The following is a 23,713-nucleotide window of genomic DNA, read 5'->3' on the forward strand; positions in this document are numbered from 1 at the left end:
AAAGTTAATTTATGGATACAAGCAATTATCTGGTTTTTGGTTTTAAGATTGCAGGATCGTTGGCCTTGCTCATCTATGGCATGAAGATTATGAGCGAGGCATTACAGAAGATGGCTGGTCCGCAATTGCGGCACGTGCTTGCAGCGATGACCACCAACCGCTTTACGGGAATGCTCACGGGAGCGTTCATTACTTGTGCCGTTCAATCGTCGTCGGCCACCACCGTGATGACCGTTTCGTTTGTTAACGCCGGCTTATTAACCCTGGCTCAGGCCATATCGGTAATTATGGGCGCCAACATCGGCACCACACTCACGGCCTGGATTATGTCGCTGGGCTACTCGATAGACCTTACCGACTTTGTTTTTCCCGCCTTTCTAGTAGGAATTGCGCTTATCTACTCGCGCAAACACCGCTACAAAGGCGATTTTCTTTTTGGCATATCGTTCCTCTTCTTCAGTCTTGTGCTGCTGAGCGACACGGGTAAGCAGCTAGACTTACAGCACAACCAGGGCGTTATCGACTTCTTCAGCTCGTTCGACGTGAACAGCTATTTCACGATATTGATATTCCTGCTCATTGGTACGGTTATCACAACCATCGTTCAATCGTCGGCCGCAGTGATGGCCATCACCATCCTTTTATGTTCTACGGGCGTGCTGCCCATCCACTTGGGCATAGCCTTGGTTATGGGCGAGAACATCGGAACAACGGCAACAGCCAACCTCGCAGCCTTGGGCGCCAACACGCAAGCGCGCCGAACAGCAATGGCGCACTTGGTGTTTAACGTCATTGGCGTGATGTGGGTGCTCATCGTTTTCTATCCGTTTGTGAACATGATTTGCAACATGGTGGGCTATAATCCCGAAGGACCGAAACTGTCGCAAGCCGAATTGGCCATTAAATTGCCTGTTGTGCTGGCGGCTTTCCACACCTGCTTCAACCTCTTTAATACGGGCATACTTATCTGGTTCATACCGCAGATTGAGAAATTGGTGTGCATAATCATCAAGCCGGGCAAGAAAGACGAGGAAGAAGAGTTCCGCCTCCGTTTCATTCAGGCGGGCATTATGAAGACGCCCGAACTGTCGGTGCTAGAAGCGCATAAGGAGATTAGCAGCTTTGCAGAACGTATGCAGCGCATGTTTGGCATGGTGCGCGAGTTGCTCGGCACACGCGACGACTCGAATTTTGCCAAGCTTTACTCGCGCATAGAAAAGTATGAGAACATATCCGACAACATGGAGCAAGAGATTGCCAAGTATCTGAGTGCGGTGAGCGATGCACACCTGAGTGACGACACGAAGGGAAAAATACGCGACATGATGCGCGAGATTACCGAATTGGAAAGTATCGGCGACAGCTGCTATAACCTTGCACGAACGATTAGCCGACTGGTGAACTCGAAGGAGGACTTTACCGAAAAGCAATACGAACGCATCCACCAGATGTTCGAGCTTACCGACGATAGCCTTTCGCAGATGAACATTATCATTCGCGGACGTAAGGAGTACTTGGACACTACCCGTTCGTTTAACATCGAAACCGAGATTAACAACTATCGCAAACAACTTCGTAACCAAAACATTAACGACATCAACAACCACGAGTACACCTATAATGTGGGAACGATGTATATGGACATCATCAACGAATGCGAAAAGCTGGCCGACTATGTGGTGAATGTGGTTGAGGCTCGCATGGGTACGCGTAGGGTTGAGGCTTAAAGCAAGGGCGTTGGCGATGGTTATGGCTAAAAAAGCTAAGCTTTCTAAGCATAACCATTAGGCAACCAACAGCCGCATCGGCGTAAGTGCATCGGTACAAGCGGCTTGTAGCGACACTATAAAGGTGCTTGTGCTGATGCTACAAGGTGCTTGTAGCCCACTATAAACGGCATTGTACAGATATATTGCAGGCAACTTGTTGGCAGACGAACTTCTACAAACAAGCCATTTTTGCTGTAACGAACAAAGATTAAGTGTACATGACTATGTTTTGGGCTAATAAACAGCTTGTAGTGACCTGCTTACAAGCAAATGAAACTTTGCCCAAACACAGACCATTACAAGCTGTTTGCAAACCCCAATGAAAGTTCTTTATTGTTGTACAAAGGCAGGTTTGCCTTAATTTAACCGAAAAAATGGATGCTTTCGCCTTATTGCTTTGCGGCATAGCCCACGGCGTAGGCCTTGATTTGTTTCACCATCGAGAGCAAACCGTTGGAACGGGTGGGCGAAAGGTGGTCTTTTAGGCCGATGGCATCAATGAAATGCAGGTCGGCATGCGCTATCTCGTCGGGCGTATGGTTGCTTATCACCCTGATAAGCAAGGCGATAATGCCCTTGGTAATAAGCGCATCGCTATCGGCAGTGAACACTAAACGGCCGTCGACAAGGTCGCATTGTAGCCAAACACGACTTTGACAGCCTTCGATAAGGTTGCTTTCTACTTTATACTTGGCATCGAGTGGCGGTAGCGTGTTGCCCAAATCGATGAGCATTTGGTACTTATCCATCCAATCGTCGAATGCCGAAAACTCTTCAATCACTTCTTCTTGAAGTGCGTCTATGGTTGATGTTGACATGTGTTATGGGGTGTTTATGAGTTTATAAGTTGGGGAGTTGGTGAGGTTTCGAGTTGGGGAGTTTACGGGTTTTGGGGTTTATAAGTTGACGGGTTGGTACAAAACGAGCAACAAGGCTCAATGCCTGCAAGGCAGACTTCCTTGGCTATCCACCAACAAGTTAACTTGTTAACTCGCCAACTTGTCGACTTATCAACTCGTAAACTTGTTTACTTGCCGACCTGTTAACTCATCAACTCATCAACTTATCTATTTATTTACCTCGTTCTTTACTAGTTTAAACAGTTTGTCGTTTGGCCTTACCTTGTCGGGAACGGGTATTGATACGCGCGTACCTTTTTGTGCTGTTTGCACTGGTTCCAACTCGTAGCGTATTTCTTTGGCATCGAAGAACATCACGCCCGTTGTTGGACCCGTTATCAGAAGATGGTCGTTAAGTTGTATTTCGCTGGCCTCAACAGCGATTTCGGCTACGCCTAACTTAGAGAAGTGCTTAACAACTTTACCCACAAGCACTTTTTTCTCGGTGGCTTTGTTTCCGTAGTGTTTAGTCCATTCGCCCATAGTCTGGCCTTGATAATATCCATCCCAAAAGCCACGATTAAACACAGTGCTCAGTCGTTCGTCCCATTCGTCTTTCTTTTCTTCGGTGAACGAGCCGTCGAGAACGCTGGCGATAGCCTCTTTATAGCACCTTACCACGGTGTAAACATACTCTGGACCGCGTGCCCTACCCTCAATTTTGAACACGCGCACGCCCGCATTCATCATTTGGTCGATAAAGCGAACGGTCTTTAAGTCCTTCGGACTCATGATGTATTCGTTGTCGATGTCTAGTTGCGTGCCCGTTTCCTTGTCGGTAACAGTGTACGAACGGCGACAAAGTTGCACACATTGGCCGCGGTTGGCCGACCTATTGGCGTCGTGCAGGCTCAAATAACACTTCCCGCTGACGGCCATACACAGCGCGCCGTGGCAAAACATCTCGATGCGAACGGGTTCGCCATTAGGACCCAGCACGCGTTGTTCGTTAATCTGCTTGTATATTTCGGCCACCTGTTCCATGTTCAACTCGCGCGCCAACACAACCACATCTGCAAATTGGGCGTAAAATTTCAACGCGTCGATGTTGGATATGTTCAGTTGCGTAGAAAGGTGAACCTCAACGCCCACTTGCCTACAATACATCATTACGGCCACGTCGCTAGCGATAACGGCAGACACCTGCGCTTCTTTGGCTGCGTCTACGATGGTGTGCATCGTACCAAGGTCGTCGCCATAGATAACGGTGTTAACCGTTAAATAACTCTTCATGCCATGTTCGCGACAAGTAGCAGCAATGTCGCGAAGGTCGTCTATCGTGAACTGATTGGCCGAATGCGAGCGCATGTTCAACTGTCCGATACCGAAATACACCGAGTCGGCACCAGCTTGTATCGCTGCAACAAGGCTCTCTCGCGAGCCTACCGGCGCCATTATTTCAAATTCTCTTATCTTGTTATTATCCATTTATTATCCTTTGCTTTTGCAAAGTTACGAAAAAATGGTATCTTTGCCCATCATGAACAGAATTATTCTCATACTAGTGGCGTTGGCCACGCTATGCTCGTGCACCTCGAAAAGCGAGCCAAGGGCTACCACGAGGCTGCCTAAGATAGAGATATTGCTGAAAACCACGCCCGTAAAGGACCAAGGACAAAGTCAACTGTGCTGGATATTCGCCATGTTAGCCACAATTGAAACCGAACACCTGATGCGTGGCGACTCGGTAAACCTCTCTACGGCATACGTTGCGCGCATGGCTTTGCGCCAACGCATACAGGACGCGTACCTTGCAAAAGGAAAGCGCCCGATACATTTGCGGGGTATGGCCTCGAACGCTCTTTCGGCCATTGCCGACCAAGGCTTGTTGGCATACGATACATATCATGTGGAAGATTACAGCGTGTTCAGCGCGTTCCCAAAGAAAGCAGCCAACCTTTGCAAGCTGGCCGTAGCGCAGCAAGAAGGCCTTGTAAGGCTAGTACAACGTTACGACAACCTGGCCGACCAATCAATTGGCGCGCTGCCAAGGGCGCAATTCATGCTGGGAGCCGAATATACGCTGGGCGAATTTGGCCGAAGTGTGTGCCGACACGACGAGTATGTGGGGCTTACCAGCTTTACCCACCACCCCTTTAACGCGGCATTCGCCCTCGAAGTACCGGATAATGTTAACCGCGATTGCTTGTTAAACTTGCCCATCGACAGTTTAGTAAGCCTTACAGAGCGGTCGTTACGCGCCGGTCATCCCCTTTGTTGGGAAGGCGATACGTCCGAACCGGGGTTCAATTTCACCCAAGCCATTGCCCGCATTCCCGAACACAGCACCGCCCCTACGCAGCAAATGCGGCAGCGCGAGTTCGAAACGTTTCGCACAACCGACGACCATTGCATGGCCATCGTGGGCTTGGCGCGCGATGCGCAAGGCAAACGCTACTTCATTATGAAGAATTCGTGGGGCACAGACAATGCCTTTAAGGGGTTTATGTTTATGTCGGAAGATTATTTTAGGATGAAAACCATCGCCCTTTGGGCACAACGCGAGTGCTTAGGCGCGTAACAATACGCATTTGCCCAGCCTTTCTTGTAAGACAGAAAGGCTGGGCAAACCATCGTTTCTAGACCTTAGCAAGCTATTGTTGCTTGCTTTTTTGCCTATTTCTTTTCCCCTTCGCTCACTCTTTTAGGTGGCTCTGGCATCTCCTTGGCCTTAACCTTAATCGTGTCGAACCCTTCGCCGTACACGCCGATAACGGCACTCTGACTAACAAAGGCGTTGGGGTCTATCAATTTAATCAGTCGGAAAATCATTTGGCTCTCGTTCTTCTTAGCCAGCACGCAAAGCACTTTCATTTCCTTACCCGTGTACCATCCGTGTCCATCGAGAATGGTAACGCCGTGGTCGGTATGCAAGGCTATGGCGTTGGCAATCTCTTGATACTTGCGCGAAAAGATAAGAAACTGCACCGATTCGCGCCGCGCGTTCATCACATAGTCGAGCATGAAGTTCTCTACAATCATCGTACACAGTCCGAAGACTGTCATTCGCGCCCGTTCGTAATATGTGCCGAACTGCGGAAAGAAGAAACAGCTACCAATGATAAAGATGTCTACAAGGAACAACACCTGACCCAACGACAGGTTGAAAAACTTGTTTACCACGGCGGCAATGATGTCGGTTCCACCCGTGCTGCCATTGTTAAGGAACACGATAGCCAACGACGAACCCGTTAACGTACAGCCGATGAGCAGCGACATGAAGTTGTTTCCAGGGCCAAGTATCTGCACAAACTGGTCGGTCCCCTCAATCTTTGGCATCAGCTCTTGCGCATATTCCAGCAAGAAATACAAGGCTGCCGTGGCATAAATGGTCTTTAACAGGAAGCGCCAGCCCAGCACTTTCAGTGCCAAAACCAAGAGCGAGATGTTGATGATGGCGTAAGTGTACTCTATCTTAAAGCCCGTGGCGTAGTTAACAACGAGCGATGCGCCCATAACACCGCCCGTTACAATCTCGTAAGGTATGATAAACACCACCAGGCCAAAAGTGTATAGGCAGAGGCCGAGTGTGATAAACACATAGTCTTTAATCTCGCTAAGGAGCATTTTATGGTCGATTGTCATATCAAATTTGAGTTTATGAGGGTTTTAGTTTATGAGTTTTTGAGTTTATGAGTTGGTGCTTTTTGAGCTGAGGAGTTTCTGAGTTGGTGAGTTTCTGAGTTTACAGTCTCAAAAACTAATCAACTCATTAACTCAAAAACTCACCAACTTAAGCATCACCCTTTCACCACGATGTTAACGATTTTCTTCGGCACAACGATTACCTTCACCACCTGTTTGCCTTCAAGGAACTTGGCCGAACGTTCGTCGGCCATAGCTGCTTGTTCTATTTCGGCATTGGTGGCGTTGGCGGCGAAGGCCTTTTGGAAACGTGCTTTGCCGTTAAAGGCGATGGCCAATTGCACTTCGCTCTCTTCAAGATACTTCTCTTCGTAGGCAGGCCACTGCGCATCGCACACCGATGATTGCCCGTTACCCAGAGCCGCCCACAGCTCTTCGGCGATGTGCGGAGCGAAAGGTGCGAGGGCAACCACCAACTTCGAGAGCAGCGCTTTATTGGTGCAATGGGCTTGCGACAATTCGTTTACGCATATCATAAAGGCTGCCACGGCCGTGTTATACGAGAAGGCGGGGATGTCGGCCGACACTTTCTTCAACAATTTGTGAACAGATTTAAGCTGTTCGGGCGTTGCCTCGGCATCGTTCGGCATAAACTCGCCCGTGCGCATGTTGTAGAACAAGCCCCAGAACTTCTTCAAAAAGCGGTGACAACCATCAATTCCGTTGGTGTCCCACGGCTTACTTTGCTCCACCGGACCAAGGAACATCTCGTAAAGGCGCAACGTATCGGCCCCGTAGTTCTCAACGATGAGGTCGGGATTTACCACGTTGTACATACTCTTCGACATCTTTTCTACGGCCCAACCGCACACATACTTGTCGTTTTCAAGCACAAACTCGGCATCCTTATATTCGGGTCGCCATGCGCGGAAGGCCTCAATGTCCAGCACGTCGCCATGAACGATGTTCACATCCACGTGTATGGGTGTAACCTCGTATTGGTCTTTCAGTCCCAACGACACAAAGAGCGGAGCCTTATCACCCTCGCCTTCGGTTCTTTGCACACGATAAACAAAGTTACTGCGGCCTTGAATCATACCCTGATTAACCAACTTCTGGAACGGTTCATCGTTTACGGCCACGCCCAGGTCGAAGAGAAACTTGTTCCAGAACCTACTATATATAAGGTGTCCGGTGGCGTGTTCCGTTCCGCCCACATAGAGATCCACGTTCTGCCAGTAGCTAACGGCCGCGTTGCTCACCAGTGCATCGTTGTTGTGAGGGTCCATATAGCGCAAGAAATAGGCCGACGAACCAGCGAAACCAGGCATGGTGTTCAGCTCTAAGGGGAACACCTGCACCCCATCCACCAGGCTCTTGTCTACCACTTTGCGTGCTTTCTCGTCCCACGCCCATGCTTTGGCGTTGCCCAATGGCGGTTCGCCCGTTGCCGTAGGTTGGTAATTGTCCACCTCTGGCAATTCAAGCGGCAAGCATTCTTGTGGAATCATGTAGGGCATGTCGCCCTTATAATACACGGGGAACGGCTCTCCCCAATAGCGTTGGCGCGAGAACGTGGCATCGCGAAGGCGATAATTCACCTTAATGCGACCCAAGTTGTGGCGCGAAACATATTCTTTGGTCTTGGCGATAGCCTCTGTAACGGTCAGTCCGTTTAGCACCAAACCCTGCGCTTGGCCATCGTTGGCGGCGTTGTTTGTGGCGGGCGAGTTAATCACGATGCCCTCTTTGGCGTCGAAACTCTGCTCCGAAACGTCTGCCCCTTCGATAAGCGGCACGATGGGCAGCGAGAAATGGCGAGCAAAAGCATAGTCGCGACTGTCGTGTGCAGGTACAGCCATGATGGCTCCCGTGCCGTAACCGGCCAGCACATAATCGCTAACCCAGATGGGAAGTGCCTCGCCTGTTAGTGGGTTAATGGCGTAAGCGCCAGTGAAAACACCGCTAACCTTGCGGTCGGCAATACGTTCGCGTTCGGTCCTTTTCTTCGTTGCCTCCACGTAAGCCTGCACTTCGGCGCGTTGTTCGGGCGTTGTAAGGCGGTCTACCAATTCGCTTTCGGGAGCCAGCACCATGAAAGTAACGCCGAAAATGGTGTCGGCGCGAGTGGTAAAGATGGTGAAACGCTCGTTGCTATCTTTCACGGCAAACTCCACTTCGGCCCCTTCCGAGCGACCAATCCAGTTGCGTTGCGTTTCTTTCAGCGAGTCGGTCCAGTCCACTTTGTCCAGTCCTTCCAGCAAACGCTGCGCATAGGCGCTAACGCGAAGGCACCATTGGCGCATTTTTTTTTGCACAACGGGGTAGCCACCACGCACACTAACGCCGTCTACCACCTCGTCGTTGGCCAGCACCGTGCCCAGTTCGGCACACCAGTTCACCATCGTTTCGCCCAGATAGGCAATGCGATAGTTCATCAGCGTGGCCTGTCGGGCGTGCTCGTCCATAGCCTTCCACGCCTCGGCCGTGATGTTCAAGTCTTCGCTACAAGCAGCATTCAGCCCTGCCGTGCCCTGTTTGGCCAATCGTTCTTCAAGTTGGGCGATGGGCAAAGCGCGTTGTTGGTCGTTGTCGTAATACGAATCGAACATCTTTTGAAATGCCCACTGCGTCCATTTATAATATGTAGGGTCGCAGGTGCGTACCTCGCGGCTCCAATCGAACGAGAAACCAATGCGGTCTAGCTGCTCACGATAACGCGCAATGTTGGTTTCGGTGGTCACGGCAGGGTGTTGTCCCGTCTGTATGGCGTACTGTTCGGCCGGCAAACCATAGGCATCATAGCCCATAGGGTTAAGCACGTTGTAGCCTTCCAGTCGCTTATAGCGGGCATATATGTCAGAGGCAATATAACCCAAGGGGTGTCCCACGTGTAGCCCAGCCCCCGAAGGGTAGGGGAACATGTTGAGTACATAGAACTTCTTTTTGCTGTTGTCTTCTACAACGCGATAGGTTTGCTGTTCCTCCCATCGCTTTTGCCACTTCTTTTCTATTTCCCTAAAATTATATTCCATCTTGTTTTATTTAATGTTTCTTATTATGAAGTTGGTAAGTTTATGAGCTTGTAAGTTTATGAGTTTAGGCTCTAAGGCTGTGGGTGATGAGTTTGTGAATGGCCAAGAACGCTCTTTTGCAGCTCGCAAACAACATATCACGAACTTAAAAACTCCTTTGTTTCAGCTGCTCAAGTCCTTATGGGTGAAGTGTCCGAAGACATTTCGGCTTGAAGGCGTTAGCCATTTTTTCACCCTTTCACCGTTTCACCTTTTCACTCTTCCACCTACGACCCCCTCATACGCTTATCAACCGCAAAGTTACTAAAAAGTTTTCTCCCCGAAATGCAAAGCGGCTGCTAATGTGTTTGTTTTGCGTTTTATGGAGCGTAAAGTGTGGTGTACAAGCTGATATATAACAGAAAAAACCATGCCGCGTACCTCCTTTAAAGATACAACACGGCATGGCGATTGGCATATTGATGATGTTAATCACCTCAACAGCAATGTTTGTCACTGCTTATGTAACGGGCACCACCTCAAACGGCGTGGCTATCGTGCGGCGACCAAACTTGCGTAGCAGCGTTACAAGGTCTTCCCTTGGTGCATCTTTGTCTAATTGCAACTGCGAAGAACTGGGTATGCGCGATGCAAAAAACGGCCAAAGTTCACTATCTCTGTACGTTTTATCTTTTGCTGGAAAGTTAGACAATGGCACAATACGGCTCTGCTGTTTAAACTCCTCGCTGTAACTGAACTGCCAAACGCCACCCGAATAAAGCAGTGTGCCCACTGTCAATTTACCCAAACTAACGTTGAACGCCGCATCTTTTTCGGCGTTCAGCACCATATCGCTTTGACTTTCAGACCCGGATTGCCGTAAAAGCTTTTTCTTTTCTATATCCTTCATAGGCACATTTTGCAATTTGTTAAACCGGCGAAAAGCCTATTAAGCAACAATTCAGTCACCGATTCTATCGGATACCACTTGTGTCCGGTCTTGGCAATGTAGCGAATCCAGTTTTTTCGGTTTGCCTTATGCTTGCCATTTAGCAAACGATAGTCGTAAACGCCAATGAATTTCTTCGGGGCATCACCATCTACCGAGATGGTGTCGTCGATGAAGTAGTCATTGTGTTTGATTACAAGAGCTTTTGGTACTGCATAACAAGACGCCCCTGTAAAGTTCTCTATCTTATGGAAAGGTATCTTATCCAAGCTCCTACGTACGCTTTATGTTCGTTATAGCAAAGATAATACAATTATATGAGAATAAAGTATTTTTGCATTTTCTTTTTTGACAATACTCCATTTTTTCGTATATTTGCGCATACAACTATGCCTTATTCACCTTAATTCCATAAGCCGAGAGCGTTAAAATGCAGACAATGCGGACATTCAGGCTTGGAGAACAGCCCCAGAACAAGTTTTTTATTAAATACATCAATATGAAACCTACCATCACACGCACCACACCTCGTGCCATAACACATAACGTGTTGTGCATTGCACTTTGCGCCTGCATCGTAAGCGCATTTATTTCGGCCTGCGCTTTTGTGCCCACAGCCTCAAATTTCCCACGCGACAAGGTGCAACTTGGCATGAACACGCGCGAGGTAAGGGGAATTATGGGTAAGCCGTTCAGCGAAGACACGTTTGTGGAAGGAGAGAAACGCGTTGATGTTCTTCATTATAAGGAGGCGGTAAGGGTTAAGACACAAGGCTTTATACTCACCACCTCACTGCGATTTGAGAACGATTCGCTTACCGCAATCACTCAAAACGAGAAGATGGTGGATGAGGTTACGAGGGAAAGTAAGGTTCAATAATAAAGAATAAAGTCGCACCCCAGCCCCCACTTCTAGGGGAAAGAGGGGGCGCAGTGCGCCATGTGCAACACGATTGTTGGCATAACGAAGGTGCTCATCACTTCTTTTTGTATTTAACATGAAAGTTTTCTTTCCCAATACATGTGCGTGTATAGCTCAAAAAATCACGTCCTCAATAACTCATATCACTCAAAAGCGAATACGCTTACAAACTAAACAACTCAAAAAACGCACGTCCTCAAAAAATCATATCCCTCAAAACCTCATAAACGCACAAACTAAACAACTCAAAAAACGCACGTCCTCAGAAACTCATATCTCTCAAAAAACCATAAACGCACAAACCAAACAACTCAGAAAACGCACAACTTCAAAAGCTCATACCTCTCAAAAAACCATAAACTCACAAACCAAACAACTCAGAAAACGCACGTCCTCAAAAACTCATATCTCTCAAAAACCCATAAACGCACAAACCAAACAACTCAAAAAAAGCACGCCCTCAAAAAAAACATATCTCTCAAAACCTCATAAACGCACAAACTAAACAACTCAAAAACTCACACCCTCAAAAACTTAAAACCTTACAATTTATTTTACAAAACACCACCTATCCGATACCCCATTCTAGCGAAAATTCAGGCCGTAAAGCGGTCAATTAGCACCTTTTTCCTCTCTCGCACGTTTCATTTTCTGTCCATTTTAAAGAACACAACCTGCATTTTGCACCATATTGGCTTTCTAGTTTGGTTGCAAGCTCATTATTTTTTATGCCCAAAAACCTGCTTTTAGCCCCTAAAAACCCACTTTTTAACGGTCGTTTTGCCCTTTATAGCCATGTTTTTCATACCGCAAAAAGGTTTTATTTATACCATTGCGATGGATATTTATGCTTTTCGTCTTGCATTTAGCACCATTTTGCACTGCATTTAGCACCAAAACGCCTTGCATTTAGCACCAAAACACACTGCATTTAGTGGCATATTGCACTGCGTTTAGCACCAAAACGCACTACATTTTGCTGCAAATAGCCCCAAAAACTGGTGCTAATGGCGGTATTATGAAATAAAATTCATTTTGCTTGCAGTTACAAATACCCCCTCAAAGCCTCAGAACAAACCTCCACGAGAATCGATTTTTTGCGACCAAGTGAATTGTTGGTGGATAAAAAGGGCAGCCATAGTGTTAAAATTCTTGCTGAAAAACGGACAAAAGAAGAGCGGCAGACGAGTTGACTTGTCAACCTGCCTACCCTACAACCTACCACCTCATAAAACTAAAATCCACGCAATCTAGCAAACAAAAATCACACTCTCTTTGTGCGTTAGCAGCTTATTTTCTATCTTTGCATATAGGTAACGGGACACACGCCTTACAACTTATCGCTCGCGCGCGAGTGCAAAACAGCGACGAATAAAGGCGAAAACCCATTGAACTGACAAGCATTATGGCACAAAAGCTCATACAGACACAAACGCAAAAACAAGTGCAAGTGCAACGACTCTCACAGCAACAGATGTTGCAGGTGAGGCTCTTGGAGATGCCGCTTACCGAACTGGAACAGAGCGTTGTTGCCGAACTGGACGACAATCCTGCACTAGAAACAGATACAAACGAACCAAACGAGACCGAGAACTACGACACTGCACCCGCCAACGACGAACAAGGCGATGAGGATTTTGACCAGCAGACGGAACGCGAAGAACGCGAACAGGCCCTGGATGCTGCGCTGGAAAACATCGGTCGCGACGACGAAATGCCCGAAACATTCAGTAGGGAGAACCATAACAATGCCGAATACGAGGAGATTGTGTATGGCGACACCACTTCGTTTTACGATAAACTGAAAGAGCAAGTGGGCGAAATAGACCTCAACGAGGAGGAGGAACAGGTGCTGCTTTACCTCATCGGGTCGTTAGACAACGACGGACTGCTGCGCAAAGACCTCGACACCATTGCCGACGAACTGGCCATTTATCAGAATTTGGACGTAGAAACGTCCGAAATAGAACGGATGCTTGGCGTGCTACAAACGTTCGACCCGGCTGGCATTGGCGCGCGTTCGCTTAAAGAATGCTTGCTGATACAGATTGACAGAAAGCCCGAAAGCTGGGCTAAGGAGATGATGCGCCGCGTGATAGACGAGTGTTTCGAGGCCTTTACCAAGAAACACTGGGACACGATACAAACGCAACTGCAACTCACCGATGAGCAGGTGCAGGAGGTGCAGGCCGAAATTAGAAAGCTGAACCCTAAGCCGGGGGCATCGATGGGCGAGACACAAGGGCGTAACTTGCAACAGATAACGCCCGACTTTATCGTAGACACCGACGACGACGGCAGGGTTTCGTTCTATCTCAGTCGCGGAAACATACCCCGACTGATGGTGTCGCCCACGTTCGCCGACATGGTTGACCACTACCGAAACAACAAGGCCAACATGACGAAAGGCGAAAAGGAGGCCTTGCTCTATGCAAAGGAGAAGGTGGAAAAGGCGCAGGGCTATATCGAGGCCATCAAGCAACGGCAACATACGCTAAGCGTAACGATGCAGGCCATTATTGACATACAGCGAAAGTTCTTTGTTGAGGGCGACGAGGCCGACTTACGACCGATGATTCTCAAAGACATCGCCGACCGTACGGGGCTGGACATCTCTACCATCTCGCGCGTTAGCAACATCAAGTACGCACAAACTAAGTGGGGCACGTTCCCCCTGCGCTTCTTCTTTACCGATGCTTATACCACGGGCGACGGCGAAGAGTTGTCTACACGCAAGATAAAAATAGCCCTTAAAGAGCTTATCGACAACGAAGACAAGAAGAAACCGCTGAGCGACGACTTGCTAAAAGAGGAACTGGCAAAGAAAGGTCTGCCCATCGCTCGCCGCACTGTGGCGAAGTATAGGGAACAACTGGGACTGCCAGTGGCGAGGTTGAGGAAGGGGTGACAAAACCCACAGCCGGCCACAGCCCGCACAACCGGCCTCACCCCCAACCCCTCTCCAAGGGGAGAGGGGAGTGATTAGCCTTGTTGTTTTGTGGGGTGGCGCAAATGATGACACCATATAATAATGGTGTGCCTTGCGGATTAAGATGTGCATTTCACCGATTAGTTCGATTTGTCCCATCAGTCGCATGAGATTTACGAGCCAAAACAGCAAAGCGTTTAGTCGCTAGCTACACACTAAAGGAAAGGAAGTGATATATTAAAGGCTTGATAATATCAAAGCATTCCGCCTATTGGTTCGATTTGTTCCATCAGTCGCATGAGGTTTACGAGCCAAAAAGAGTAAGGCGTTAAGTCGCTAGCTACACATTAAAGGCAAGGAAGTGATATATTAAAGGCTTGATAATAGCCAGGCATTTCACTCCCCTCTCCCCTTGGAGAGGGGTTGGGGGTGAGGCCGGTTACTTAAAGTTGCTTATGAAAGAGAAAAACATCATATTCGGCGCGCGGATGATGAGCATGCTCTTCACCCCGTTTTATCTGCCCATTGTTGGGTTGATAGCGTTGTTCACTTTTAGTTACATGTCTCAATTGCCTTGGGATTACAAACTAGAAGTGTTGCTCTTGGTGTATATCGCCACCATATTTATCCCCACGATACTGATACATCTGTATCGCCGTTATCAGGGATGGACCCTCATTGAGCTAGGACATAAGGAGCGGCGCATGGTGCCTTACGTCATCTCCATATTGTGTTACTTCGGCTGTTACTATCTCATGTCGGTGTTACAGATACCCCGTTTCATGGCTCGCATATTGGTTGCCGCCCTCGTTGTGCAAGTGGTATGCGCGCTTATCAACGTTTGGTGGAAGATTTCCACGCACACAGCAGCCATTGGCGGCGTGGCAGGTGGACTGATGGCCTTTGCTTTTCTCTTCATGTTCAACCCTGTTTGGTGGCTCTGCTTGGTGTTTATCGTGGGCGGACTGGTTGGAACCAGTCGCATGATACTTCGCCAACACTCGCTTTGGCAGGTGGTAGCGGGGTTCCTTGTGGGCATGGTCTGCGCGTTTGTGGTGATATAACCAACCCCACAACTGGCCATAACCTACCCACAACCGGGCATAGCCAACCCCACAATCGGCCTCACCCCCAGCCCCTCTCCAAGGGGAGAGGGGAGTGATTGGCATAGTTTCTTTGAAGCGTTACAGCAAAAAACATTGGAGCATAAGCATTAAACAATGGTGCATTGTACCATCAAAGGATGAAATATTACAAGTAAATAGTAAAATACGAATAAGTAAATAGTTAATGATTAACAAGTAAATAGTAAGCGATTAACAAACAAGCGCGCACGTCACCCGCAAGGATGCAGCAAGGCATACCACGCCCCTCTCCCCTTGGAGAGGGGTTGGGGGTGAGGCCGGTTGCGGGGTTGGCGTGTTTGGTTGTTGATGTTTATTTATCGAATAAGGTTTAATAAAAATATATTATGACCCCATCAGTAAGCATTATCATGGGCAGCACCAGCGACTTGCCCGTTATGGAGAAAGCATGTAAGTTGCTTAACGACTTGAAAGTGCCTTTCGAGGTGAACGCCCTCAGTGCTCATCGCACGCCCGATGCCGTAGAAGCCTTTGCCAAAGGAGCCAAGGCGCGTGGCGTAAAGGTTATTATTGCGGCCGCTGGTATGGCTGCAGCCCTGCCTGGTGTTGTGGCAGCATCCACCACTTTGCCCGTTATTGGCGTACCCATCAAAGGTATGCTCGACGGATTAGATGCCCTATTGTCTATCGTGCAGATGCCCCCAGGCATTCCCGTTGCCACTGTTGGCGTTAATGCAGCCATGAATGCCGCCATACTTGCCGTGCAAATGCTGGCCCTGACAGACGAAAACGTGGCGCAACAACTGGCCGAATATAAGGCTACATTGGGACAAAAGATTACCAAGGCCAATGAAGAATTGGCCGAAGTGAAGTACGAGTTTAAGACAAACTAGGGCGAAAGATAGTGAGTGGACTAATGAGTTTATAAGGCTGTGAGTTTATAAGTTTATGAGTTTGTGAGTTTATAAGGTTATGAGTTTATAAGTTCGCGAGTTTATGAGCTTATGAATTCGTGAGTTTATGAGTTTATGAGTTTATAAGGTTGTGAATTGACAAGTTGGTAGGCGAAGCATCTTTTCACCTTTTCACCCTTTCACTTTTTCACCTTTAAACGCCTTTTCACCTTTTCACCCTTTCAATTTTTCACCTTTAAAAGAATGATGAACGAACAAGATAACAACCATACTTCACGCCCTCTTTCCCTACAAGAAGATGGCGAATGGAGTGACATCGGCATCGACCTCTTTAACCTGCAACGCCGAAACGCATCGGTAACAACCGTTGGCAGCGTGACGATGGGTGGAAACAACCCCGTGCGCGTGCAGTCGATGACCACCACCGACACCAACGACACCGAGGCTAGCGCAGCCCAAGCCGAGCGAATTATACAGGCTGGCGGCGAGTTGGTGCGACTTACCACCCAAGGAAAGCGCGAGGCCGAGAACCTGCGCAACATCAATGCGGCACTCAGACAGAAAGGTTACGACACGCCACTTGTGGCCGACGTGCATTTCAACGCCAACGTAGCCGACGTGGCCGCGCAGTATGCAGAGAAGGTGCGCATAAATCCCGGCAACTATGTAGACCCAGGACGAACCTTCAAGCAGTTGGAATATACCGACGAAGAATACGCCGAAGAGATAAAGAAGATTGATGCACGCTTTGTGCCTTTCCTCAATATCTGCCGCGAAAACAACACGGCCGTACGCATCGGCGTGAACCACGGTTCGCTCTCCGACCGCATCATGAGTCGCTATGGCGACACGCCTGCGGGCATCGTTGAGAGCTGCATGGAGTTCTTACGCATCTGCAAACGCGAGCAATTCAGCAATGTGGTTATCTCCATCAAGGCATCCAACACGGTGGTGATGGTGCAATCGGTGCGCCTTTTGGTGCAACAGATGCGCCTCGAAGATATGAATTATCCCCTACATCTTGGCGTTACTGAGGCTGGCGAGGGCGAAGATGGCCGCATTAAGAGTGCTGTGGGCATAGGTACGCTGCTGTCCGACGGCATCGGCGACACCATACGCGTATCGCTTAGCGAGGACCCTGAGGCGGAAATACCCGTGGCACGTGCGCTTGTTGATTACATCGAGGCACGTTCGGACCACCTACCTATACCTGCTCAGGCGGCAAAAGGGTTCAACTACACCGCTCCCGAACGCCGTCCTACCACGCCCGTGGCCAACATCGGAGGCGAAAACCTACCCGTAGTGATAAGCAACCGCACGGATAAAGACAAGGTTCACGTGGTGGCCAACGCCGACCAAACGCCCGATTACATATATATAGGTAGACATCTGCCCGCAAACCTCTCGGCAAAGCGTCGCTACATCATGGACTACGACGCCTACATGCAGGTGGCCAGCACCAATCCGCAGGCCTACGAGCAGGTTTATCCCATCTTCCCACACAATGCCGTGCCCTTTATCTCGCTTGTCGAGGCAGATGTTAAGTTCCTCGTGCTGCAATATGGAGCCAATAGCGACGAATATTTGGCTTGTCTTAAACATCACCCCGAGGTGGTGGTGGTGTGCATGAGCACGCATAAGAACAAGGTGGGCGACCAGCGTGCGCTGGTTCACGAGTTGTGGTCGGCAGGCATCAACAACCCCGTTGTATTCGCGCAAATGTACCGACACGCGGCCGAAGAGAAAGAAACATTCCAGCTAAAAGCCGCTGCCGACATGGGTCCGCTGATGATAGACGGGCTAACGGATGGCATCTGGCTGATGAACGACGGCGACTTGCCCGACGAAGACGTGGATGCCACGGCCTTTGGCATACTGCAAGCCGCCCGTTTGCGCACCACCAAGACCGAATACATTAGCTGTCCGGGCTGCGGTCGCACGCTTTACGACCTGCGAACAACCATCGCCCGCATTCGCGAAGCCACCAAACACATGAAGGGTTTGAAGATTGGCATCATGGGTTGCATCGTAAACGGACCGGGCGAAATGGCCGATGCCGACTTCGGATATGTTGGCGCAGGCCCTGGAAAGGTGTCGCTCTACCGCAAAAAAGAATGCGTTGAAAAGAACATCGATGAGAAAGATGCAGTGGAACATCTGCTAAGGTTGATTGAAAAAGAAACGAAACAGAACCTATAACACACGCACGCCACCCCACAACCGGCCTCACCCCCAACCCCTCTCCAAGGGGAGAGGGGCGTGAATAGCCTTGCAACTCACAACAAAATATAAATCATCAACAACCCAATCATAGCAATAACGAGTCGTCACTCGCCCAAACAACACTGCATACCACGCCCCTCTCCCCTTGGAGAGGGGTTGGGGGTGAGGCCAGTTGTGTGGTGAAAATAAGACTGAAAACAAAATAATAAATATGAACGAACAAAATAAACCCGCTGACAACTCAGCGCAAAATCAAAACAATTCCGTGCCTTCCACCAAGGCAGCACAGCATACTACGCCCCTCTCCCCTTGGAGAGGGGACGGGGATGAGGCCAGTTGTGGGGTAGATTTATCCACATCCCCCCTATTAATCTACAACACCCTCACTCGCAAAAAAGAGCGTTTCGAGCCCCTACACGCCCCCAACGTGGGCATGTACGTATGCGGACCCACCGTATATGGCGACCCACATCTGGGTCATGCGCGGCCTGCCATCACCTTCGACGTGGTGTTTCGCTACCTGCAACACCAGGGTTACAAGGTGCGCTACGTGCGAAACATCACCGATGTGGGGCATCTTGAACACGATGCTGACGATGGCGACGACAAGATAGCCAAGAAAGCGCGACTAGAACAGCTTGAACCGATGGAGATTGCACAGCATTATACCAACACCTATCATGCTGCCATGCAACTGCTCAACGTGCTTCCGCCCAGCATTGAGCCACAAGCATCGGGGCATATCATCGAGCAAGAAGAGTTGGTAAAGAAGATACTAGCCAATGGCTTTGCTTACGAAAGCAATGGGTCTATTTACTTCGACATTGCCAAGTACAACGAAACACACCGCTACGGAATACTCTCTGGTCGCAACCTCGAAGACGTTTTAGATGCCTCGCGCAAGCTCGACGGCGTGGGCGAAAAGCGTAATCAGGCCGACTTCGCCCTGTGGAAGCACGCCCAACCCGAACACATCATGCGCTGGCCAAGTCCGTGGGGCGATGGATTTCCTGGTTGGCACTGCGAGTGTACGGCAATGGGAAGGAAGTATTTGGGCGAACATTTCGACATTCACGGTGGTGGAATGGATCTCATCTTCCCTCATCACGAGTGCGAAATTGCCCAAGCTGTGGCCGCAGAAGGCGAACAGATGGTGCGTTATTGGATGCACAACAACATGATAACCATCAACGGACAGAAGATGGGAAAGAGCCTGGGCAACTTCATCACGCTCGAACAGTTCTTCAACGGCGCACATCCCGCGCTCGAAAAGGCCTACTCGCCCATGACCATTCGTTTCTTCATCCTCTCTGCCCACTATCGCGGAACGGTGGATTTCTCTAACGAGGCCCTGCAAGCCAGCGAGAAAGGACTCGAAAGATTGCTCAACGGCATCGCCGACTTACAACGCATTCAACCCGCCAAAACTAGCGACGAGGCCACGGCAACCATCGTGAACGAACTGCCCCGCAAGTGCTACGAGGCCATGAACGACGACTTCCAAACGCCTATGGTGTTAAGTCATCTCTTCGAGGCATGCCGACTTATCAACACCCTTATCGACCACAAGGCGCAGATTTCGGCCGAACACCTCGAGCAATTAGCCACCACCATGCACCTCTTTGCCTTCCAACTGTTGGGTCTGAACGCCGATAACGGCAACAACAACGATGCCCGCGAAGAGGCCTTCGGCCACGTTGTAGACATGGTTCTCGACCTGCGTGCCAAGGCAAAGGCCGACAAAGACTGGGCCACCAGCGACCGCATACGCGACGAACTGGCCTCCGCCGGCTTTGAAGTGAAGGATACCAAGGACGGCGCAACGTGGAAACTGAATAAGTAATGCGGCCAAACCATTGCGCCACCCACATGCTGTAGCCCCACTACAAAGCACCTTGTAGTGGTGCTACAAGCATCTTGTACACACGCTACAAGCACTTTGTACACCCACTACAAGCGTCTTGTACTCGCGCTACAAAGCACCTTGTACTCCCCAAACAGCCAATAAGTGGCATGTAAAGCCCTATTAGCGGTTGTGCAAACATCCATAAGCGCCTATACATAAAAACCGAAAACGTCTCGTAATGAACCCAAGCCAGTACAACACCCTCTTTACATTTATATGGAATATTGCCAACGACGTGTTGGTACAAGCCTTCAACAAGGGCGACTATAAGAAGATTATCCTGCCCATGATGGTGCTTAGGAGGCTCGACATCTTGCTCGAACCAACCCATCAGCAGGTATTGCAGCTCAAACAGCAACTAACCGAACAAGGGGTCGACGAAACGCAGCAAGAAAGCATGCTCATACGCCGCACGGGGCTTGCTTATTGCAACACGTCGCGCTTTACCATGAAGACGTTACGCGGAGAAACCAACCCCGTACGCCTAAAACAGAACTTCTTGGAGTATCTCGACGGCTTTTCCAAGGACGTACAAGACATTATCGAGAAGTTCAAGCTGAAACAACAAGTAGACAACCTTAGCGACACTGGCCGCTTGGGCCGCATCATCGAGAAGTTTACCGATGCCGAAATAAACCTCGGAAAAGACCCCGTGCTCGATGCCGAGGGCAACGAAAGGCTGCCAGGGGTGGACAATCACACCATGGGAACGCTTTTCGAGCAGCTGTTGCGCAAGTTTAACGAGGCAAATAGCGTTACCGAAGCCGGAGAGCATTTCACTCCGCGCGACTATGTTGCGCTGTTGGCCGACATCGCCGTGCTGCCCGTCGCCAACAAGTTGCGCAACGGAACCTACACCATTTACGATGGCGCATGCGGCACGGGCGGTATTCTTTCCATCGCCGAACAACGCATTGCCGACATCGCCAAAGAGCAACGCAAGCGCATAAAGATTAGTCTCTACGGACAAGAGATGCAACCCGAAACATACGCCACATGCAAAGCCGACCTCATGCTCTCGTCCATCACCAACTCGTTTGCCTATCTCAACGCCGGCGTCAGGCGCGAAAGGTTCTTTTGCGGTTCAACCATCAGCAACGACGGACACCCTGGGATGAAGTTCGACTTTTGCATTTCCAATCCCCCTTTCGGCACGCCTTGGAAAACAGACTTGCAGGCTTGGGGACTGAAAGACAACGAAAAGCAACACATAACCGACCCGCGCTTTGTGCTGCCGCAGGGTTACGACCCGCACAACGGCCTGCGCTTTGTGCCCGATGTGGGCGACTCGCAGATGCTTTTCCTTGCCAACAACATCTCGCGAATGAAGAACGACACCGAGCTGGGCACGCGTATCGTAGAGGTACACAATGGTTCGAGCCTCTTTACGGGCAACGCTGGCGGTGGCGAAAGCAACCTGCGGCGGCACATTATTGAGAACGATTGGCTGGAAGCCATCATCGCTATGCCCGAGAAAGACTTCTACAACACGGGCATTGGCACCTTTATATGGGTGGTAACCAACCGTAAAGAGCCACGCAGGGCCGGCAAGGTGCAACTGATTGATGCAACAGACATCAAGACACCACTAAGAAAGAACCTGGGCGAAAAGAACTGCGAGACCAACGAAACCGACCGCCAGCAAATCATGCAGTTGCTAAACCGATTTGAAGAGACGCCCCAAAGCAAGATATTTGCCAACGAAGAGTTTGGTTATTGGGAAATAAAGGTAGACCGCCCGCTGCGTTTGCGCGTACTGCCACAAAGCGACATCACCGCAGGTAAGCTCACATCCAAGGAGCAAGAGGCGTGCAGGGCGGCCATGCAAGCCGTTCCCAACGATACGCCGCTAAACAATTGGGATGCCTACGCCGCCGCTTTGGGCAAGCTAACCAAAACGGTTAAGAACAAGCTGCGTGCACTTATCACCGTGCCCGACCCTTCTTGCGAACCCGTAGCAGGCGAAGCCGACCGCGCTTTGCGCGATACCGAGCAGGTGCCACTAACCTATCCTGGCGGCATCGAGGCCTTTATGCAGCGCGAAGTGTTGCCCTACGCCCCCGATGCCTATGTGGCCGAAGACGAAACTAAGGTGGTTTACGAGCTTTCTTTCACCAAATATTTCTACAAACCCGTTGAACTGAGACCCATCGCCGACATCAAAGCCGACATCAAAGCTATTGAAACAGAAACCGATGGACTGCTTGCTGATATTCTGAACGTGTAAAAATGGAGGATGTAAGCATTATGGAGAAATTTTATGTTTATAAGGATAGTGGCGTAAAGTGGCTTGGAAATATACCACAGCATTGGGAAGTGAGAAAAATTAAGTATGTTTTTACAGAACGTTCCCAAAAGGGATTTCCAAAAGAACCGATCTTATGTTCCACGCAGAAATATGGAGTAATACCTCAACACATGTATGAAAACCGCGTGGTTGTAGTTAACAAGGGCTTAGAAGGGCTTAAACTAGTGAGGAAAGGTGACTTTGTTATTAGTCTCCGTTCCTTTCAGGGAGGCATAGAGTATGCATACTATCAAGGTATAATAAGTGCAGCTTATACTATTCTCAATCTAAACGACAATTGTTATTCCAACTACATTAAATATTTAATGAAATCTTTTGATTTCATACAGCTACTTCAAACATGTGTTACAGGCATACGTGAAGGGCAGAATATAAATTATACGTTACTCCGAAAGAGCTCTCTCCCTCTCCCTCCCCTTGCCGAGCAACGTGCCATCGTTTCGTATTTAGATGGCAAGGTGGGGCAGATTGATACGTATGTAGCCAAACAAACGCAACAAATTGAACTGCTAAAAGAACTGAAACAAGCAGTTATCGCTAATGCTGTGACAAAGGGAATAGACAATAAGGCTAAATTAAAACAAACTGGGATTAGCTGGATTGGACATGTTCCTCAACATTGGGAGCGATGCCGTTGTAAAGATGTCTTGACAGAAATAAAGCTATTGGTTGGCAATGGGGAATACGCACTCCTTTCATTAACAACAAATGGAGTAATTGTGCGCGACCTTTCGGAAGGGAAAGGTAAATTTCCCAAAGACTTTAACACCTATAAAGTAGTTAAGCCTAACGACCTCGTGTTTTGTCTTTTCGACGTAGATGAAACTCCAAGAACAGTAGGTCTTGTTCATAATCATGGGATGTTAACAGGCGCGTACAATGTATTTGAAACAAAGAATGTTGATACAAGTTTCCTATATCATTATTTTATTGCATTGGATAACAGGAAGGCATTGAAACCTTTATATAAAGGTCTTCGCAAGGTTATACCCTTACCAGCCTTTATGTCCATGCCTTTATACATCCCTCCTCTCTCCGAACAGCGCGCCATAGTAAGCTATATCGAGGCCAAGACGGCGAGTATAAACAAGCTTATCGATGCTTACGAGCAGCAAGTGGAACGCGTAAAGGAATATAAGCAACGGCTGATTAGCGATGCCGTAACGGGAAAAATGAATGTAACGGACGAACATACCCAAACAAACTGAAC

The 23,713-nt window shown here is 49.1% G+C and carries 16 protein-coding genes; 10 read left to right on the forward strand and 6 right to left on the reverse strand.

The annotated features are described in order from the left end of the window. Positions 1 to 11: 11 nt before the first annotated feature. Positions 12 to 1,727, forward strand: coding sequence for a Na/Pi cotransporter family protein (locus HMPREF0670_RS08120; protein ID WP_044077978.1), 1,716 nt, complete (start codon positions 12 to 14; stop codon positions 1,725 to 1,727). Between the two features lie 431 nt (positions 1,728 to 2,158). Here the strand turns inward: HMPREF0670_RS08120 and HMPREF0670_RS08125 are convergent, their stop codons facing one another. After that, positions 2,159 to 2,587, reverse strand: a complete 429-nt coding sequence (locus HMPREF0670_RS08125; protein WP_009230683.1) for a SufE family protein — start codon at positions 2,585 to 2,587, stop codon at positions 2,159 to 2,161. Positions 2,588 to 2,836: 249 nt separating this feature from the next. Beyond that, positions 2,837 to 4,096, reverse strand: coding sequence for a peptidase U32 family protein (locus HMPREF0670_RS08130; RefSeq protein ID WP_009230684.1), 1,260 nt, complete (start codon positions 4,094 to 4,096; stop codon positions 2,837 to 2,839). Positions 4,097 to 4,148: 52 nt separating this feature from the next. Here HMPREF0670_RS08130 and HMPREF0670_RS08135 point away from each other — a divergent pair, with 52 nt between their 5' ends. Beyond that, the gene (locus HMPREF0670_RS08135) at positions 4,149 to 5,189 is read left to right on the forward strand and encodes a C1 family peptidase (protein WP_044078063.1); all 1,041 of its coding nucleotides are present in this window, start codon (positions 4,149 to 4,151) and stop codon (positions 5,187 to 5,189) included. Positions 5,190 to 5,284: 95 nt separating this feature from the next. On the opposite strand, the gene HMPREF0670_RS08140 is transcribed toward HMPREF0670_RS08135, so the two are convergent. From HMPREF0670_RS08140 to HMPREF0670_RS08155, 4 genes are all read right to left on the reverse strand, one after another. Next, on the reverse strand, positions 5,285 to 6,253 hold the full coding sequence (locus HMPREF0670_RS08140) for a YitT family protein (protein WP_044077979.1): 969 nt from the start codon (positions 6,251 to 6,253) through the stop codon (positions 5,285 to 5,287). Positions 6,254 to 6,408: 155 nt separating this feature from the next. Further along, complete coding sequence (leuS, locus tag HMPREF0670_RS08145; RefSeq protein WP_009230687.1) at positions 6,409 to 9,288, reverse strand: leucine--tRNA ligase; 2,880 nt, start codon at positions 9,286 to 9,288, stop codon at positions 6,409 to 6,411. Positions 9,289 to 9,787: 499 nt separating this feature from the next. After that, positions 9,788 to 10,177, reverse strand: a complete 390-nt coding sequence (locus HMPREF0670_RS08150; protein ID WP_009230688.1) for a HipA N-terminal domain-containing protein — start codon at positions 10,175 to 10,177, stop codon at positions 9,788 to 9,790. Next, positions 10,174 to 10,485 carry a hypothetical protein gene (locus tag HMPREF0670_RS08155; protein WP_009230689.1) on the reverse strand — a complete coding sequence of 104 codons (312 nt, stop codon included), beginning with the start codon at positions 10,483 to 10,485 and terminating at the stop codon, positions 10,174 to 10,176. The genes HMPREF0670_RS08150 and HMPREF0670_RS08155 overlap by 4 nt, the downstream gene beginning before the upstream one ends. 230 nt (positions 10,486 to 10,715) lie before the next feature. Between HMPREF0670_RS08155 and HMPREF0670_RS15300 the strand changes: the two genes are divergently transcribed. The 8 genes from HMPREF0670_RS15300 (at position 10,716) to HMPREF0670_RS15680 (ending at position 23,711) form a co-directional block, all read left to right on the forward strand. Next, on the forward strand, positions 10,716 to 11,096 hold the full coding sequence (locus tag HMPREF0670_RS15300; RefSeq protein ID WP_157579595.1) for a hypothetical protein: 381 nt from the start codon (positions 10,716 to 10,718) through the stop codon (positions 11,094 to 11,096). A 1,447-nt stretch (positions 11,097 to 12,543) separates the two neighbouring features. Further along, positions 12,544 to 14,046 (forward strand): RNA polymerase factor sigma-54, encoded by a 1,503-nt coding sequence (gene rpoN, locus HMPREF0670_RS08165; protein ID WP_009230691.1) that lies wholly within the window; start codon positions 12,544 to 12,546, stop codon positions 14,044 to 14,046. A gap of 476 nt (positions 14,047 to 14,522) precedes the next feature. Then, positions 14,523 to 15,131 carry a phosphatase PAP2 family protein gene (locus tag HMPREF0670_RS08170; RefSeq protein WP_019186424.1) on the forward strand — a complete coding sequence of 203 codons (609 nt, stop codon included), beginning with the start codon at positions 14,523 to 14,525 and terminating at the stop codon, positions 15,129 to 15,131. A 407-nt stretch (positions 15,132 to 15,538) separates the two neighbouring features. Beyond that, complete coding sequence (purE, locus tag HMPREF0670_RS08175) at positions 15,539 to 16,045, forward strand: 5-(carboxyamino)imidazole ribonucleotide mutase (RefSeq protein ID WP_009230693.1); 507 nt, start codon at positions 15,539 to 15,541, stop codon at positions 16,043 to 16,045. Positions 16,046 to 16,447: 402 nt separating this feature from the next. Next, positions 16,448 to 18,265 (forward strand): 4-hydroxy-3-methylbut-2-en-1-yl diphosphate synthase, encoded by a 1,818-nt coding sequence (locus HMPREF0670_RS08180; RefSeq protein ID WP_410524381.1) that lies wholly within the window; start codon positions 16,448 to 16,450, stop codon positions 18,263 to 18,265. A gap of 235 nt (positions 18,266 to 18,500) precedes the next feature. Continuing rightward, entirely contained in the window at positions 18,501 to 20,132 is a 1,632-nt protein-coding gene (gene cysS / locus HMPREF0670_RS08185; protein ID WP_009230695.1) for a cysteine--tRNA ligase, read from the forward strand. Between the two features lie 241 nt (positions 20,133 to 20,373). Continuing rightward, positions 20,374 to 22,422, forward strand: a complete 2,049-nt coding sequence (locus tag HMPREF0670_RS08190) for a class I SAM-dependent DNA methyltransferase (protein WP_009230696.1) — start codon at positions 20,374 to 20,376, stop codon at positions 22,420 to 22,422. Positions 22,423 to 22,442: 20 nt separating this feature from the next. Next, entirely contained in the window at positions 22,443 to 23,711 is a 1,269-nt protein-coding gene (locus tag HMPREF0670_RS15680) for a restriction endonuclease subunit S (RefSeq protein ID WP_157579596.1), read from the forward strand. Positions 23,712 to 23,713 lie beyond the last annotated feature (2 nt).

The organism is Prevotella sp. oral taxon 317 str. F0108, assembly GCF_000162415.1.
In the GTDB taxonomy this organism is placed as follows: Bacteria; Bacteroidota; Bacteroidia; order Bacteroidales; family Bacteroidaceae; genus Prevotella; species Prevotella conceptionensis.

What these genes read in the sequence shown, in the direction of transcription:
- HMPREF0670_RS08120 (WP_044077978.1), top strand. Translation starts at nt 12, where the DNA reads ATGGATACAAGCAATTATCTGGTTTTTGGTTTTAAGATTGCAGGATCG.
- HMPREF0670_RS08125 (WP_009230683.1), bottom strand. Translation starts at nt 2,587, where the DNA reads ATGTCAACATCAACCATAGACGCACTTCAAGAAGAAGTGATTGAAGAG.
- HMPREF0670_RS08130 (WP_009230684.1), bottom strand. Translation starts at nt 4,096, where the DNA reads ATGGATAATAACAAGATAAGAGAATTTGAAATAATGGCGCCGGTAGGC.
- HMPREF0670_RS08135 (WP_044078063.1), top strand. Translation starts at nt 4,149, where the DNA reads ATGAACAGAATTATTCTCATACTAGTGGCGTTGGCCACGCTATGCTCG.
- HMPREF0670_RS08140 (WP_044077979.1), bottom strand. Translation starts at nt 6,253, where the DNA reads ATGACAATCGACCATAAAATGCTCCTTAGCGAGATTAAAGACTATGTG.
- leuS (WP_009230687.1), bottom strand. Translation starts at nt 9,288, where the DNA reads ATGGAATATAATTTTAGGGAAATAGAAAAGAAGTGGCAAAAGCGATGG.
- HMPREF0670_RS08150 (WP_009230688.1), bottom strand. Translation starts at nt 10,177, where the DNA reads ATGAAGGATATAGAAAAGAAAAAGCTTTTACGGCAATCCGGGTCTGAA.
- HMPREF0670_RS15300 (WP_157579595.1), top strand. Translation starts at nt 10,716, where the DNA reads ATGAAACCTACCATCACACGCACCACACCTCGTGCCATAACACATAAC.
- rpoN (WP_009230691.1), top strand. Translation starts at nt 12,544, where the DNA reads ATGGCACAAAAGCTCATACAGACACAAACGCAAAAACAAGTGCAAGTG.
- HMPREF0670_RS08170 (WP_019186424.1), top strand. Translation starts at nt 14,523, where the DNA reads ATGAAAGAGAAAAACATCATATTCGGCGCGCGGATGATGAGCATGCTC.
- purE (WP_009230693.1), top strand. Translation starts at nt 15,539, where the DNA reads ATGACCCCATCAGTAAGCATTATCATGGGCAGCACCAGCGACTTGCCC.
- HMPREF0670_RS08180 (WP_410524381.1), top strand. Translation starts at nt 16,448, where the DNA reads ATGGGTGGAAACAACCCCGTGCGCGTGCAGTCGATGACCACCACCGAC.
- cysS (WP_009230695.1), top strand. Translation starts at nt 18,501, where the DNA reads ATGAACGAACAAAATAAACCCGCTGACAACTCAGCGCAAAATCAAAAC.
- HMPREF0670_RS08190 (WP_009230696.1), top strand. Translation starts at nt 20,374, where the DNA reads ATGAACCCAAGCCAGTACAACACCCTCTTTACATTTATATGGAATATT.
- HMPREF0670_RS15680 (WP_157579596.1), top strand. Translation starts at nt 22,443, where the DNA reads ATGGAGAAATTTTATGTTTATAAGGATAGTGGCGTAAAGTGGCTTGGA.